General features: G+C 68.0%; 16 protein-coding genes. All 16 read right to left on the minus strand.

Features of this window, described 5'->3' with window-relative positions; all coding sequences use genetic code 11:
* Positions 1-44: 44 nt before the first annotated feature.
* Positions 45-1,253, minus strand: a complete 1,209-nt coding sequence (gene metK, locus ACZLZQ_RS04175) for a methionine adenosyltransferase (RefSeq protein ID WP_472934388.1) — start codon at positions 1,251-1,253, stop codon at positions 45-47.
* 209 nt (positions 1,254-1,462) lie between these two features.
* A complete protein-coding gene (locus ACZLZQ_RS04180; protein ID WP_472934387.1) occupies positions 1,463-1,882 on the minus strand; it encodes a helix-turn-helix domain-containing protein in 420 nt (139 codons plus the stop codon).
* Positions 1,883-2,019: 137 nt separating this feature from the next.
* Positions 2,020-3,705, minus strand: a complete 1,686-nt coding sequence (gene lnt / locus ACZLZQ_RS04185; RefSeq protein WP_472948282.1) for an apolipoprotein N-acyltransferase — start codon at positions 3,703-3,705, stop codon at positions 2,020-2,022.
* A 104-nt stretch (positions 3,706-3,809) separates the two neighbouring features.
* On the minus strand, positions 3,810-4,868 hold the full coding sequence (locus ACZLZQ_RS04190) for a hemolysin family protein (protein WP_472934385.1): 1,059 nt from the start codon (positions 4,866-4,868) through the stop codon (positions 3,810-3,812).
* A complete protein-coding gene (gene ybeY / locus ACZLZQ_RS04195) occupies positions 4,865-5,386 on the minus strand; it encodes an rRNA maturation RNase YbeY (protein WP_472948446.1) in 522 nt (173 codons plus the stop codon). The genes ACZLZQ_RS04190 and ybeY overlap by 4 nt, the downstream gene beginning before the upstream one ends.
* Before the next feature lie 170 nt (positions 5,387-5,556).
* Complete coding sequence (locus ACZLZQ_RS04200) at positions 5,557-6,603, minus strand: PhoH family protein (protein WP_472948283.1); 1,047 nt, start codon at positions 6,601-6,603, stop codon at positions 5,557-5,559.
* Positions 6,600-8,069, minus strand: a complete 1,470-nt coding sequence (gene miaB, locus ACZLZQ_RS04205; protein ID WP_472948284.1) for a tRNA (N6-isopentenyl adenosine(37)-C2)-methylthiotransferase MiaB — start codon at positions 8,067-8,069, stop codon at positions 6,600-6,602. The genes ACZLZQ_RS04200 and miaB overlap by 4 nt, the downstream gene beginning before the upstream one ends.
* A gap of 42 nt (positions 8,070-8,111) precedes the next feature.
* Positions 8,112-8,966 carry a lyso-ornithine lipid O-acyltransferase gene (gene olsA / locus ACZLZQ_RS04210; protein WP_472948285.1) on the minus strand — a complete coding sequence of 285 codons (855 nt, stop codon included), beginning with the start codon at positions 8,964-8,966 and terminating at the stop codon, positions 8,112-8,114.
* On the minus strand, positions 8,963-9,100 hold the full coding sequence (locus tag ACZLZQ_RS04215; RefSeq protein ID WP_472948286.1) for a hypothetical protein: 138 nt from the start codon (positions 9,098-9,100) through the stop codon (positions 8,963-8,965). Before ACZLZQ_RS04215 ends, olsA begins: the two co-directional genes overlap by 4 nt.
* Positions 9,101-9,163: 63 nt before the next feature.
* On the minus strand, positions 9,164-9,613 hold the full coding sequence (locus ACZLZQ_RS04220) for a GNAT family N-acetyltransferase (protein WP_472934464.1): 450 nt from the start codon (positions 9,611-9,613) through the stop codon (positions 9,164-9,166).
* A gap of 161 nt (positions 9,614-9,774) precedes the next feature.
* Positions 9,775-10,485 (minus strand): tRNA (adenosine(37)-N6)-threonylcarbamoyltransferase complex dimerization subunit type 1 TsaB, encoded by a 711-nt coding sequence (tsaB, locus tag ACZLZQ_RS04225; RefSeq protein ID WP_472948287.1) that lies wholly within the window; start codon positions 10,483-10,485, stop codon positions 9,775-9,777.
* Positions 10,486-10,508: 23 nt separating this feature from the next.
* Positions 10,509-11,075, minus strand: a complete 567-nt coding sequence (locus ACZLZQ_RS04230; protein ID WP_472934379.1) for a NifU family protein — start codon at positions 11,073-11,075, stop codon at positions 10,509-10,511.
* A 174-nt stretch (positions 11,076-11,249) separates the two neighbouring features.
* Positions 11,250-11,741: a universal stress protein gene (locus ACZLZQ_RS04235; RefSeq protein WP_472934378.1), complete on the minus strand. Its 492-nt coding sequence runs from the start codon at positions 11,739-11,741 to the stop codon at positions 11,250-11,252.
* Positions 11,742-11,780: 39 nt separating this feature from the next.
* Complete coding sequence (locus ACZLZQ_RS04240; RefSeq protein WP_472948288.1) at positions 11,781-12,080, minus strand: type II toxin-antitoxin system RelE/ParE family toxin; 300 nt, start codon at positions 12,078-12,080, stop codon at positions 11,781-11,783.
* On the minus strand, positions 12,077-12,337 hold the full coding sequence (locus ACZLZQ_RS04245; RefSeq protein ID WP_472948289.1) for a CopG family ribbon-helix-helix protein: 261 nt from the start codon (positions 12,335-12,337) through the stop codon (positions 12,077-12,079). The genes ACZLZQ_RS04240 and ACZLZQ_RS04245 overlap by 4 nt, the downstream gene beginning before the upstream one ends.
* A gap of 53 nt (positions 12,338-12,390) precedes the next feature.
* On the minus strand, positions 12,391-13,473 hold the full coding sequence (gene trpS / locus ACZLZQ_RS04250) for a tryptophan--tRNA ligase (RefSeq protein WP_472948290.1): 1,083 nt from the start codon (positions 13,471-13,473) through the stop codon (positions 12,391-12,393).
* Between the last annotated feature and the right edge of the window lie 54 nt (positions 13,474-13,527).

Raw genomic sequence — 13,527 nt, forward strand, 5'->3', positions numbered from 1 at the left:
CTGGTTTCCTGCTCCACTGGCGGCCGCTCCTGCCGGTGCCGCCCTCAGGCGGCGACCGCGGCCTTCAGCTGCGCGACGAGGTCCGTCTTCTCCCAGGAGAAGCTGCCGTCGCGGCCCGGCTTGCGGCCGAAATGGCCATAGGCCGAGGTCTGTGCGTAGATCGGCCGTGAGAGGTTCAGGTGCTCGCGGATGCCGCGCGGCGTCAGGCTGACGACGGTGCGCAGGATCTTCTCGAGCTTGGCCTCGTCGACCTTGCCGGTGTCGTGCAGGTCGACATAGACCGACAGCGGCTCGGCGACGCCAATGGCATAGGAGAGCTGGATGGTGCAGCGGTCGGCAAGGCCGGCGGCGACGACGTTCTTGGCGAGGTAGCGCGCGGCATAGGCGGCCGAGCGGTCGACCTTGGTCGGATCCTTGCCGGAGAAGGCACCACCGCCGTGCGGCGCGGCACCACCATAGGTGTCGACGATGATCTTGCGGCCAGTGAGGCCGGCATCGCCGTCGGGACCGCCGATGACGAACTTGCCGGTTGGGTTGACGTGCCAGACGCAGTCCTCGGCGATCTTCAGCGTCGACAGCTGCTCGCGGATGAAGGGCTCGACGATGGCGCGCACGTCGGCCGAGCTCAGGCTCTCGTCGAGATGCTGGGTCGACAGAACGATCGACACGACCTCGGTCGGCACGCCATTCTCGTAGCGCACGGTGACCTGGCTCTTGGCGTCGGGGCCGAGCTTGCCGGCATCGCCCTCACCGAGCTTGCGGGCGACCGCGAGGCGCTCGAGGATCTTGTGCGCGTAGTAGATCGGGGCCGGCATCAGGTCGGGCGTCTCGCGGCAGGCATAGCCGAACATGATGCCCTGGTCGCCCGCGCCCTCGTCCTTGTTGCCGCCGGCATCGACGCCCTGGGCAATGTCGGCCGACTGGTTGTGCAGGAGGACGTCGATCTTGGCGTGCTTCCAGTGGAAGCCATCCTGCTCGTAGCCGATCGCCTTCACCGCCTTGCGCGCGGCGGATTTGACCTTGGCGCGCATCTTCTTCTCGTCGAGCGAGCAGCGGACCTCGCCGGCGATGATGATCCGGTTGGTGGTCGCCAGCGTCTCGCAGGCGACGCGCACCAGCGCCGGATCCATGCCGCTCTTCCTGGCTTCCTTATAGAGCAGGTCGACGATCTCGTCGGAGATGCGGTCGCAGACCTTGTCGGGGTGCCCCTCGGAGACGCTCTCGCTCGTAAAAAGATATGCGCTGCGTGCCATGTTCAACCCCGGTCTGTGTCGCGCTCCCTACCGGACGCAGGGAAGCTGCCGCCGTCAACGCATCTGCCCGAGAAGAACGATAGGCAACTACGCATCTAGCAAACGCCTCGGCCCGGCCGTTGGCAGGGACGCTGCGGTTTGCAGATGCGAGGGGGAAAGGTCAAGGCAAAACTGTCCGGCGCCCTTTCGGATCCCTTACCGGGACGGCCTCAAGCGGGGTCGGGCTCGGGGCTGTCGCCGAGCGAGCGGACGAGATCGATGATGCGGCGGCGGACCTTGGGATCGCCGATCTTGACGAAGGCCCGGTTCAGCTGGAGCCCTTCGGACGTCGAGAGGAAGTCGACGACGTAGTCCGGGCCGCTCGGCTCGGACAGGCCGGCCGCGGCGGCGCCACCCGGCAGGTCCTCGAAGAAGAAGGAGATGGCGACGTTGAGGACCTCGGAGATCCGCTGCAGGCGGCTCGCGCCGATGCGGTTCGAGCCCTTCTCGTATTTCTGGATCTGCTGGAAGGTGATGCCGAGCGCCTCGCCCAGCTTCTCCTGGCTCATGCCGAGCATGGTGCGACGAAGCCGAACGCGCGAACCGACATGGGTATCGACCGGGTTGGGCTTCTTCTTGTTCTCCATCATGACGCGACCTTTACATCACTACCGACCTTGCCCCGCACCGTCAGTGATCACTGTGGCAACAACGATACCGGAATGTCGCAAGGGGCAAAAAAACATATGCTGGCATCGGCGTATGCGTTGCATGTCGAGAGTGTCAATCAATCCTCACGGGCATTCCTCACCGCACATGCCCACCCCAGCGCCCATGTCGTTGCAAACAAATACCAAAACAGAACATTGCCTTGACGCGAAAAGATCGTCGGCGGGAGGGCCTGCGGGAGGCCCGAGGCCACCACGCCAGCGGAGCCGAGAGCGAGGCCCTCCACCACCCGGCCATAGCCGTCACTGACCACGGAGATGCCGGTATTGGCGCTGCGCACCAGCGGCAGGCCGAAAGCAACCGCGCTGATCTCGGCCTGCCGCAGGTGCTGGTAGGGGCCGGGCGTCGCGCCATACCAGGCATCGTTGGTGACGTTGACGATGAAGCCGGCGCCGTCGGTCGCCTTGATCTCGTCCTGGAAGATGATCTCGTAGCAGATCAGCGGCAGGAAGGACGGCAAGCCCTCCAGCGGCACGGGATGGCGCTCGGGCCCGGCCGAGAAGCCGCCCGGCAGCTTCGCCAACTGGCGGAAGCCGAGGCCCTCGAGAAAGGCCTGGAACGGCAGGTACTCGCCGAAAGGCACGAGATGCACCTTGTCGCGGGCGTCCCGGATCTCCCCGTTGTCGTCGATGACGTAGACCGAGTTGTAGACCAGTGGCCGACCGGCGGCGACATATTCCACCCGGGCCGCGCCGGCGATCAGCGTCTCGCCGGGCTGCAGCACGTCGGCAAGGCGGGCAATGGCGTCGGGGCGATCGGTGAGAAGGAAAGGGAAGGCCGATTCCGGCCAGATCACCAGCGTGCGCGGTGGCGTTTCGGGCAGCGCCGGGGCGTCGCCCGTCGCGGGCGCCCCCTCGCCTTCCCCGGATGGCTCCTCGACGGCCGGAACGCCTTCCGCCGGCGTCCCCTCGCCGGCCGCCGGCGCCTCGCCCCGCATTTCGGTCAGCGTGATCAACCGGTCGAAGATGCGGTCGGCCTCGGCCTCGTCCCATTTCTCGGTCTGCGGGATGTTGGGCTGCACGACGCGCAGGCGGACATTGTCGACGAACCGCGTCTCCGCGGTCTGCAGCCGCCAGGCGCCGTAGCCGACATGCGCGGCGACGAGCACCAGTGCCAGGCCGAGCGCCAGCCTGCCGCGGCCGCCGAGCACCAGCAGCACCGGGGCGGAGAAGACGATGACGGCGCCGAGCGTCAGGCCGTGCAGGCCGACCACCGATACCGACTGCATCAACAGCGGCACGGGCGCGGCGAGCATGCCGATCTCGTTCCAGGGAAAGCCGGTGAACAGCATGCCGCGCAGCACCTCGACCGCCGACAGGCTACCGGCAAGGACGAGGATGCGGGCCGAGCCGTCGCTCCAGAAGGCACGGGCGAGCATGGCCCCGAGGCCAAAATAGAGCGCGAGGATCGCCGGCAGCACCAGGACGGCCAGCGGGATCGCCCAGAGGAAGGCGTCGCCGTCGTTCAGCATGGCGGCGCCGAGCCACCAGAGCCCCGCGACGAAATAGCCGAAGCCGAACATCCAGCCGATGCGGAAGGCCGGCAGAAGGCGGCGCAGCCAGCCCCGGCCGGGATCGCCGGCGGCGCCGTCGAGCAGGAGAACGAGCAGCGGAAAGGCCAGGAAGCCAGCAGCGATGAGGTTGACCGGCGCCAGCCCGAGCGCCGCGACGGCACCGGCGAACACGGCGAGCAGAGCCCGGCGCCAGCCGTCGAGCAGCACAATCCGTTCGGCCAGTCTGCGCATGTCAAAGCATCCCGAATAGCCCCAGGCCGCAACGGCGGGCGGGTCGTTCAAGCACGCCTGCCGCCGTCCGCCAAGCGCCGACGCGCTGCTGCGTCAGCGCCGGGTCAGCTGTTCAGGCCGGGAAGCGGGTGGGCATGGCTGCCCGTCAGCGGCTTGCGCAGGATGAGGACGCTCAGCACCCGGCGCGGATCGGCCTCGAGCACCTGGAACTCGAAGCCCGACATCGCCTGCACCACCTCGCCGCGGGTCGGCACGCGGCCGAGCGCGTAGAACAGCAGGCCGCCGATCGTATCGGCCTCCTCCTCGAAGGCGGTCACGTCGAAGTCGCTGCCGACGAGCTTGCGCACGTCCTGCAGGTCGGCACGCGCATCGGCGAAGTAGACGCCGTCGCCGCGCGCGGTGATCAGCACCTCCTCGGTGTCGTGCTCGTCCTCGATGTTGCCGACCACCATCTCGATGACGTCTTCGAGCGAGACGAGGCCGTCGGTGCCGCCATACTCGTCGATCACCAGCGCCATCTGCGTGCGCGTCGCCTGCATCCGCGCCATCAGGTTGGACGCCAGCATCGACGGCGGCACGAACAGCACTTCGCGGATGATGCCGAGGGTCCCGATCTCGAGCGCGAGGTCGACCCGCTGGAGGTCGAGGCCGCCGGTCGGATCGCTTGCGGCTTCCGCCGCCTCCGCCGAGCTGCCGAGCCCGGCCGTGCCGGTGATGTGCGCGAGCACGTCGCGGATGTGGACCATGCCGCGGAGATCGTCGAGATCGTCGCCGTAGACAGGCATGCGCGAATGGCCGCTGGACTCGAAAGACCGCATCAGTTCACCGAGCGTCGCGGTGATCTCCACCGCCTCGATCTCGGCGCGCGGCACCATCACGTCCTCGACCCGGACTTCCCGCAGGCGAAGAATGTTCTTCAGCATTGCCCGCTCGTCGGACGAGAAGGCGCCGTCGCCGGACTCGTCCAGCAAGGCCTCGGCAAGGTCGGTGCGCAGCATGGCCGGGACGCGCGGCTTCAGCATCGCAAGGACGCCGGCGATGAAACTCGGCCGCGCCGGTTCCCGTCGCTCGGCGGGACTTCGGTCGTCGGTCTGCGGCTCGCCGCCGGTCTCTGGCCGGTTGGCGTCGATGCCGCCGGCGGTGTCGGTATTGCTCTGGCTCATCGTCGGTCTGCCGTTCTCTCCGTTTCATCGATCGGCGCACCCGCCGCAGCATAGGGATCTGCAATGCCGAGATCGGACAGGATGTCGATCTCAAGGCCTTCCATCTCGTCGGCATCCTCGGGATCGATGTGATCGAAACCGAGACAATGCAGGAAGCCGTGCACGACGAGATGACAGAAATGATCGTTGAGCGATTTTTCCTCGTTTCTCGCCTCGGCCATCACCGTCTCGCGGGCGAGGACGATGTCGCCGAGCATCGCGCCGGGCCGGTCGCCGGGGACGAGGTCGAGCATGGGAAAGGAGAGGACGTTGGTCGGCTTGTCCTTGCCGCGCCATTCGGCGTTGAGCAGCTTCACCGCAGCATCGTCGGTGAAGGTCGCGCTGAACTCGGTCACCACGTCGGCCGGAACCTCCGCGACACGGGCGGCGGCAACAACGCATTTTCGCACCAGCGCCGGCAGGTCGCCGAGGCCCAGCACTAGCCAGGCGTCGTCCTCGACGGTGACGAGGATCGACAGGCCAGCGAAGTCGCCGTCGCCGGCGTCGGAGGCTTCGTCCGCGACCGCGAACGCGCCGTCGGTGGCGGCAGACGCGCCGTCATTGCCGGCAGACGCGCCGTCAGTGCCGGCGAAGTCGCCGTCAGGGATCTCGGCCCCGTCGGACGGGGCGCTGGGTTGCGGGACCGGGCTCACGACCGGTCGCCGGCCAGCACCGGGGGACGGCCCCGCGTGGCATCCGACTCGTAGGCCTCGACGATCGCCTGCACCAGATGATGGCGCACGACGTCCTTCGATTCGAAGCGCACGGTGACGACGTTCGGAATGTCGGCGAGCACCCGCATCGCCTCGACGAGGCCGGACTTCTGGCCCGGCGGCAAGTCGATCTGCGAGGGATCGCCGGTGACGACCATGCGAGCGTTTTCGCCGAGCCGCGTCAGGAACATCTTCATCTGCATCGACGTGGTGTTCTGCGCCTCGTCGAGGATGACGCAGCAGTTGGAAAGGGTCCGGCCGCGCATGAAGGCGAGCGGCGCGACCTCGATGGCACCGGCGGCCAGCGCGCGCTCGACCTTCTCGGCCGGGATCATGTCGTAGAGCGCGTCGTAGAGCGGGCGCAGGTACGGGTCGACCTTGTCCTTCATGTCGCCGGGCAGGAAGCCGAGCCGCTCGCCGGCCTCGACCGCCGGCCGCGACAGGACGATGCGGTCGACCTGGCCGCGCTCGAGCAGCATCGCGGCATGGGCGACGGCGAGATAGGTCTTGCCGGTACCGGCCGGGCCGACGCCGAGCACCAGCTCCGCCCGGTCGAGGGCGCGCATGTAGGCGTCCTGCGTCGCGGTGCGGGCGTGGATGGTCTTCTTGCGGGTGGCGATCGAGGCAAGCGACAGCCGGCCCTTCTTCTCGAGCGTCGGCAGTACCAGCTGGTCGTCCTGCGCGATGGCCATGCGGATGGCGCCCTCGACGTCGGAGCCTTGCACTTCGCCGCCGGACTGGAGCCGCGCATAGAGCGTATCGAGCGCCCGGCGCGCCTGCTCGCTGGCGGTGCGCTCGCCGCGCAGCTCGACGGTGTTGCCGCGGGTCCGGGCGTCGACGCCGAGCTTCTGTTCGATCAAGGCAAGGTTCTGGTCGAACTGGCCGAAGAGAGAGCTCGCCAGACGGTTGTCCTCGTAGGTGAGGACGATGTGCGCCATGTCGGAGGCACCGGACGGCAAGGACGCTCCACGGACAGCCTTCATGCGCTCTTCCTCAACAGGCGGGTTTCGGTCTCGGCGGGGCTCGCCCCTGCGGCCATCAAAGAGTTGGCCAGCAGTCCCTCGATCCGCACCGTCACGACGTCGCCGATCGCGCCCGCCGACACCGGAAGGACGACGGGCTGCAGATAGGGCGAGCGTCCGACCAGCTGGTGCGGGTAGCGGCCGGGCTTCTCGATGAGAACCTCGATCTCCTCTCCGACCAGCGAAGCCATGAAGGCAAGGTTCTGGTCGCGCAGCAGCGCCTGCAGGCGCTCCAGCCGTTCCGACATCACCGCCTCCGGCACGTGATCGGGCAGCAGCGCGCCTGGCGTTCCCGGCCGCGGCGAGTATTTGAACGAGAAGGCCGAGGCGTAGTTGACGGCCCGCACCAGATCGAGCGTCGCCTGAAAATCTTCCTCGGTCTCGCCGGGGAAGCCGACGATGAAGTCGCCGGAGATGGCGATGCCCGGCCGCGTCGCCCGGATCCGCTCGATCAGCGCCAGATAATCGGCCGCCTTATGGCGCCGGTTCATCGCCTTGAGGATGCGGTCGGAGCCGGACTGCACCGGCAGGTGCAGGTAGGGCATCAGCGTCCGGAGATCGCGGTGGGCGTCGATCAGATCGTCGGCCATGTCGCGTGGATGCGAGGTCGTATAGCGCAGCCGGGCGATGCCGGGGATGGTGGACAGCGTCCGCAGGAGCTCGCCGAGACCGATCTCGGCGCCGTCGTGCTCGCCATACCAGGCATTGACGTTCTGACCGAGCAGCGTGATCTCGCGCACGCCCGCTGCCGCAAGGCTCCGCGCTTCCTCGACGATCTGCGCGGTCGGCCGCGACACCTCGGCGCCCCGCGTATAGGGCACGACGCAGAAGGTGCAGAACTTGTCGCAGCCCTCCTGCACCGTCAGGAAGGCCGTGACGCCGCGCGTGCGGGTCTGCCTGGCAGTGGAGGCCGGCAGGTGCTCGAACTTGTCCTCGACGGCATATTCGGTCTCGACCACGCGCTCGCCCTTGGCGACGCGGGCGAGCGCCTGCGGCAGGCGGTGATAGGTCTGCGGGCCAATGACGAGGTCTACGACGGGCGATCGCCCGAGGATCTCGCGTCCCTCCGCCTGCGCCACGCAGCCGGCGACGACGACGTTGAGCTTGCGCCCGACGCTCGCATGCTCGGCCTTCATCTGGCGGATGCGGCCAAGCTCCGAATAGATCTTCTCGGCGGCGCGCTCGCGGATATGGCAGGTGTTGAGGAGGACGAGGTCGGCATCCTCGATCACCTCGGTCGGCGTATAGCCGTCGCTCGCCAGGGCATCGCCCATCCGCTGCGAATCATAGACGTTCATCTGGCAGCCATAGGTCTTGATGAAGACCTTGCGGGCGGGCGGAGCCCCGACGGTCAAACCGCCGATCACCGGCGTCAGGGCGTCGTCGCCGGCCGGGACCGGGAAAGCATCGTCGAGTCTTGAGGTCATGCGCCCTTCTGGAAGACCTGTCAGCAGGCTTTCTATATCGGCTCAGCCGGGGCCCGACGCAAGCGCCGATTGCGGCGTTGGCGCCGCAAGGCGCCGATCCGCCCGCTCCGCATGCCCGGCGAGGCTCTCGGCCATCATGTGCCGCACCGCGCTCTCGGCCGCCCGCGCCACCGCCTTGCGGTCGCTGTCGCCGGTGAAGACGATCGGCTCGGCGAAGCTAATCTCGACGTCGATGGCGCCTTCCTGAAGGAAGCGCAGCAGATGGGGCGCAAGGCTCACATCGCCCGGCCAGGCGGCGAGCGGGCGGAAGAACCGGCCGAGCGGCAGGCCGTGCGCGCGGACATAGGCGATCGCCACCGGCTGGATCGCCACGGCACCGGCGTCCGAGCGGCGCAGCGCCGCCTGCGCGGCGCCGAACAGCGCGGTCTTGAACGGCAGGACCTCGTTGCCGTCCGAGGTCGTGCCTTCCGCAAAGAGCACCATGGCGTCCCCCGCGGTCAGCCGGTCGGCGATGGCATGCGCCTGGTCGGCCGTGCGGTGACGGGCGTCGCGCTCGACGAAGATCGTCCGCTGCAGCCGGGCCAGCAGGCCGAAAGCCGGCCAGTCCCGCACTTCCGACTTGGCGATGAAGGACAGCGGCATGACATGGCCGAGGGCGATGATGTCGGCCCAGGACTGGTGATTGGCGACGAGCATCAGCGGTCGTGCCGATGCCGGCGTGCCGCGGACGATGACGCGCAGTCCCGCCAGCGGACAGGCGATGCGGTGCCACAGCCAAGGCAGGAAGCGCGCGATCGGCCAGTCGAAGCGAATCGCCAGCGCCTGCAACGGCAGGCTGACCAGCGTCAGCACTGTCAGCACCACCACCATCAAGGCGATCCGCAACCGAGCCATCAAACGGCTCCTGCCGCGGGCAGGCCACGAGCGTTGCCGGGCACGTCGCACGCCATGCCGGGCACGCCGCTCGCCGTGCCGATCAGGACCGGGCCGCGCCCGCCGTCGCTCGCCGGATCAAGGATCTGCATCGCCATGCCGCGCGGTCGCCCTCTCTCGGGCCGGGTTCGCCCCTGTTTCGCCCTTGCTTCAGAAGGCGTTTAGCGAAGCGCCCGCTTGAGGACAAGCGCGCTGGTCTTGCGGCCGCTCGCATCGACGTAATAGGCGGGACGGCGGCCGACCTCGGCAAACCGCAGGCGGCGATAGAGCGCCAGCGCTCCCGTATTCTCCTCGTCGACTTCCAGGAACAGCGCCTCGGTGCGATCGGCGTGCAGTCGCTGCAGGACGGCATCCATCAGCACCCGCCCCACACCCTGGCGGCGGCTCTTCTTCGACACGACGATGGTGAGGATTTCGGCCTCGCCTGCCACGGTCCGGGCGAGGACGACGCCGACCGGCGGGTGACGGGTATCGCCGACACGGCGGACGACGAAACCGAAGGTGCCGGCCTGCGACAGGAGCGCGGCGAACTCGTCGCCGGACCAGGGCCGCGCAAAGGCCTCGCTGTGCAGTTCGGCAGCGAAATCGATGTCGTCGAGCTCGAGTGGCATGGCGACCAGCGGGCCTTGATGAACCAAGCCATCCCAGAACGAGACCGTCCACACCCACGGCAGATACCAATACATGGCCGCGCCTTTCCTATCGATCCCCCGCGGTCCTGCCGCGGGAAATGCCGTCATGCCCACCGTAAGAGGATCGTACAGGCGAGGCGTTACGGCAAGCTTGCCGCGGCCGGCACATGCGAGATCCCCGCCGCCGCCGCCGGCTTGGCGTCGGCACCGCGGAGGTACAGCGGCCAAACCGGGGCGCCGGCAGGCCGCTGACGGCCAAGCCGGTCGACGGCGGCGATGTCGGTGTCGCCCGCCGGATTGACGGTCTCGGTTGGAACGCCCGGCAAGGCCGCGGCGGCGATGGCCGCGCCGCTGCCTGCGATGAGAAGGCCACCGTCTTCGGCGCCAGCCAATTCGACAAAGGCGGGGAGATCCTGCGGATCGAGCGCCTGCGGCTCCGCCAGCACCCGGCCATTCGCCGCAAAGAGCGCGGCATAGACCTCGTTGCGCTTGGCGTCGATGACCGCCAGCACGGGTCTGCCAGCGCCAATGTGCGGCTCGGCGAGGGCTTCGAGGCTGGAAATGCCGAGGGCAGGAACGCCCAGCGCCAGCGCGAGCCCCTTGGCCGCCGCGACGCCGACGCGCAGGCCGGTGAACGAACCGGGGCCGACCACGACGGCGATCTTGACGATGTCGGCATAGACCACCCCGGCGGTCGCGAGACACTGGTCGACGAGGCCGATCAACACCTCGGCATGGCCGCGCCCGATGTCCGGCTCGGCGGACGCCAAAACCGCGCCGGTTTCCATGTCGCAGAGCGCCACGGCGCAGCGCGTGCCCGCCGTGTCGATAGAGAGGAGGATCGCCGGCATGGGCGCCGCGTTCGGCGCTGGGCTCACATCGCCTCGACGGATTCGACCTCGGGGATGAAGTGGCGCAGGAGGTTCTGAATGCCGTGCTTCAGCGTGGCGGTCGAGGACGGGCAGCCGGCGCAGGAGCCGCGCATGTTGAGGAACACCGTCCCGTCGCGGAAGCCGCGGAAGGTGATGTCGCCGCCATCCTGCGCCACGGCCGGACGGACGCGGGTCTCCAGCAGTTCCTTGATGGTCGAGACGATGCCGGCGCTTTCCGGCTCAAAAAACTCCTCGCCGCTGTCGGACTCGGCGGCTGCGCCATTCTCGGCCATCACCGGCGCATTCGACATGAAATGCTCCATGAGGCCCGCGAGGATCGCCGGCTTCAGGTGCTGCCATTCCGGCCCGTCCTTCGAGACGGTGACGAAATCATAGCCGAAGAAGACGCCGGTGACGCCGTCCACCGCCATCAAGCGGGCGGCAAGCGGCGAACGGACCTCGGCATCCTCGTGCGACAGAAATTCCGCCGTGCCCTCGTCGAGCACGACGCGGCCGGGCAGGAATTTCAACGTCGCCGGGTTCGGCGTGACTTCGGTCTGGATGAACATGTTTCGTCCTTTCGAGGATGCCTGCATCCTGCGGGAAGAGTGCTTGGCCGGCCGGCAGCGCTTCGCAGCCAAGGCCCGGTCGGTCAGGCAAATGCCTGGAGCTAACCTAGTGATCTTCGCCGCGAAGCAAAAGGGCGACGTGGCGTTCACCGGCATGCACCGGCTGGGCCGGGGTCAGCAGAGGCTTTCGATATCCTCGTCGGTCAGCGTCGCCGGGACGATGGTCACCGGGATTGGGAAGGCGGCGGCCTTGCCGGCGATCGATGAGACGAGCGGCCCCGGGCCATCCGAGCTGTCGCCGGCGGCGAGCACCAGGATGGCGATCTCGCGGTCGGCCTCGATGACCGCGGTGATCTCCTCGACCGTCTTGCCCTCGCGCACCACGAGCTCGGGCTCGATGCCGACCGATTCGCGGATTTCCTCGGCGACCTTCGAGAGCCGCGAGTTCGCCTCGGCCTCGGCCTCGGCGCGCATGATCTTCTCGACGCCGAGCCAGTGCTGAAAATCCTCGGCCTCGATGATGTAGAGGAGCACGGCCCCGCCACCGCTCGCCTTGGCGCGGCGCGCGGCATAGGAGGCGGCGCGGCCGCATTCGGGCGTCGCGTCGACGATCGCCAGGAATTTTCGTTTGCCGCCTGCGTCGCGGCCAATGCGCTTGGAAACCATGGCGGGAACATGGCAGGCGGGCCCGTGGAGAGCAAGCCGTCAGGCCTGCGGCCAGTCGTCCGCTGGCCAGTCGCGGCGCTGGTGAATGACGCGAAGAACGCTCAACGATGCATCCGAAATCCCGTAGACCAGTGTATAAAACGTGCCGGTGATTGGTTTTTCAAAGCTCCGGGTGGCACGACCGGGACGGCCGATCGAATGATGGGCCAACAACTTCAACGTTGCATGCAGCTTTTGTTCGAAGGCATCAGCAGCTGACGGGTTCCTCTCGGCGAGATAGTCGAGGATGCTATTGAAGTCGTCGAGAGCCCGAGGCTGCCAGACAACCTCCCGGCTCATTCCGCAGCGGGCCGCCTGGCGCGGTCGATCGTCGCTCGAAATCGACGCCGAGCTTCCTTGTGCGGAATTCCCTCGCCGCGGTCGATGCTGGCTTGTGCCTCCCGGATCTCGCCAATCAGCCGCAGCTCGCGCGCCGCGTATTCCTCGATCATGTAGGCAATATAAAAATCCGCGCTACGGCCGGAGGCGGCTGTCAGTTCTGCGAGGCGCTCGGCCGCCTTGCCCTCGATCGTCACCGTGGTCTTCGCCTTCGCCATGATGGGCCCCCGTCGCTCGCCGAATGATACCAAAAGGCGGGCTACGGCGCGAGTCAGTCAGCGAGGAGGCCGACGATCCGCTTGACGTCGGCCATGGTCACCGCGGCGATTTCACGGGCGCGGGCGGCGCCCTTCGACAGGACGCGGTCGATCTCGCCGGGATCGGCGAGGACGCGGCGCATCTCCGAGGTGATCGGCCCGAGCTTGGCGACGGCAAGGTCGGCTAGTTCCGGCTTGAACGCCGAGAACTGCCGGCCGCCGAACTCCGACAGGACGTCCGCCTTGGTCCGCTCCGACAGCGCGGCGAAGATGCCGACGAGGTTGTCGGCCTCGGCCCGGCCGGCAAGCCCCTCGACCCCCGACGGCAGCGCGTCGGGATCGGTCTTGGCCTTGCGGATCTTGCGCGCGATGGTCTCGGCGTCGTCGGTGAGGTTGATGCGTGAAAGGTCCGATGGGTCCGACTTCGACATCTTCTTCGCCCCGTCCTTCAGGCTCATCACCCGCGTCGCCGGGCCCTCGATCAGCGGTTCGGTCATCGGGAAGAAGCCGGTCGAGGGCGCGTCGTTCAGCGTCATCGGCACGCCGAGCCCGAGCGCCTCAATGCGGCCGGCAAAATCGTGGTTGAACTTGGCGGCAATGTCGCGGGTGAGCTCCAGGTGCTGCTTCTGGTCCTCGCCGACCGGCACGTGGGTGGCGCGGTAGAGGAGGATGTCGGCGGCCATCAGCGCGGGATAGACGAAGAGGCCGGCCGAAGCGTTCTCGCGGTCCTTGCCGGCCTTGTCCTTGAACTGCGTCATGCGGCTCAGCCAGCCCATGCGCGCGGTGCAGTTGAAGATCCAGGCGAGCTCGGCATGCTCGGGCACGCGGCTCTGGTTGAAGACGATGTGCTTCTCGGCGTCGATGCCCGACGCGATGAAAGCGGCGGTCACCTCGCGGATCGAGCGCTCGAGTTGGGCCGGGTCCTGCCAGACGGTGATGGCGTGGAGGTCGACGACGCAGAACATGCAGGGATGCGTCGCCTGCAGCGCCACCCAGCGGCGGATGGCGCCGAGATAGTTGCCGAGATGGAGATTGCCCGTGGGCTGCACGCCGGAAAAGACGCGCGGCGCAAAACCGTTCGAAGCCGCATCCGACATCAGATCATCCCTTTCGCGCCCGGCGAGAGGACCGGGGACCGGCGGGCTATATGC

This window comes from Mesocryomonas lacus (assembly GCF_055730105.2).

What these genes read in the sequence shown, in the direction of transcription:
- ACZLZQ_RS04180 (WP_472934387.1), bottom strand. Translation starts at nt 1,882, where the DNA reads ATGATGGAGAACAAGAAGAAGCCCAACCCGGTCGATACCCATGTCGGT.
- tsaB (WP_472948287.1), bottom strand. Translation starts at nt 10,485, where the DNA reads ATGCCGGCGATCCTCCTCTCTATCGACACGGCGGGCACGCGCTGCGCC.
- ACZLZQ_RS04200 (WP_472948283.1), bottom strand. Translation starts at nt 6,603, where the DNA reads ATGAAGGCTGTCCGTGGAGCGTCCTTGCCGTCCGGTGCCTCCGACATG.
- ACZLZQ_RS04230 (WP_472934379.1), bottom strand. Translation starts at nt 11,075, where the DNA reads ATGTTCATCCAGACCGAAGTCACGCCGAACCCGGCGACGTTGAAATTC.
- trpS (WP_472948290.1), bottom strand. Translation starts at nt 13,473, where the DNA reads ATGTCGGATGCGGCTTCGAACGGTTTTGCGCCGCGCGTCTTTTCCGGC.
- ACZLZQ_RS04245 (WP_472948289.1), bottom strand. Translation starts at nt 12,337, where the DNA reads ATGGCGAAGGCGAAGACCACGGTGACGATCGAGGGCAAGGCGGCCGAG.
- ACZLZQ_RS04235 (WP_472934378.1), bottom strand. Translation starts at nt 11,741, where the DNA reads ATGGTTTCCAAGCGCATTGGCCGCGACGCAGGCGGCAAACGAAAATTC.
- miaB (WP_472948284.1), bottom strand. Translation starts at nt 8,069, where the DNA reads ATGACCTCAAGACTCGACGATGCTTTCCCGGTCCCGGCCGGCGACGAC.
- ACZLZQ_RS04240 (WP_472948288.1), bottom strand. Translation starts at nt 12,080, where the DNA reads ATGAGCCGGGAGGTTGTCTGGCAGCCTCGGGCTCTCGACGACTTCAAT.
- metK (WP_472934388.1), bottom strand. Translation starts at nt 1,253, where the DNA reads ATGGCACGCAGCGCATATCTTTTTACGAGCGAGAGCGTCTCCGAGGGG.
- ACZLZQ_RS04220 (WP_472934464.1), bottom strand. Translation starts at nt 9,613, where the DNA reads ATGCCACTCGAGCTCGACGACATCGATTTCGCTGCCGAACTGCACAGC.
- ACZLZQ_RS04215 (WP_472948286.1), bottom strand. Translation starts at nt 9,100, where the DNA reads ATGGCGATGCAGATCCTTGATCCGGCGAGCGACGGCGGGCGCGGCCCG.
- lnt (WP_472948282.1), bottom strand. Translation starts at nt 3,705, where the DNA reads ATGCGCAGACTGGCCGAACGGATTGTGCTGCTCGACGGCTGGCGCCGG.
- ACZLZQ_RS04190 (WP_472934385.1), bottom strand. Translation starts at nt 4,868, where the DNA reads ATGAGCCAGAGCAATACCGACACCGCCGGCGGCATCGACGCCAACCGG.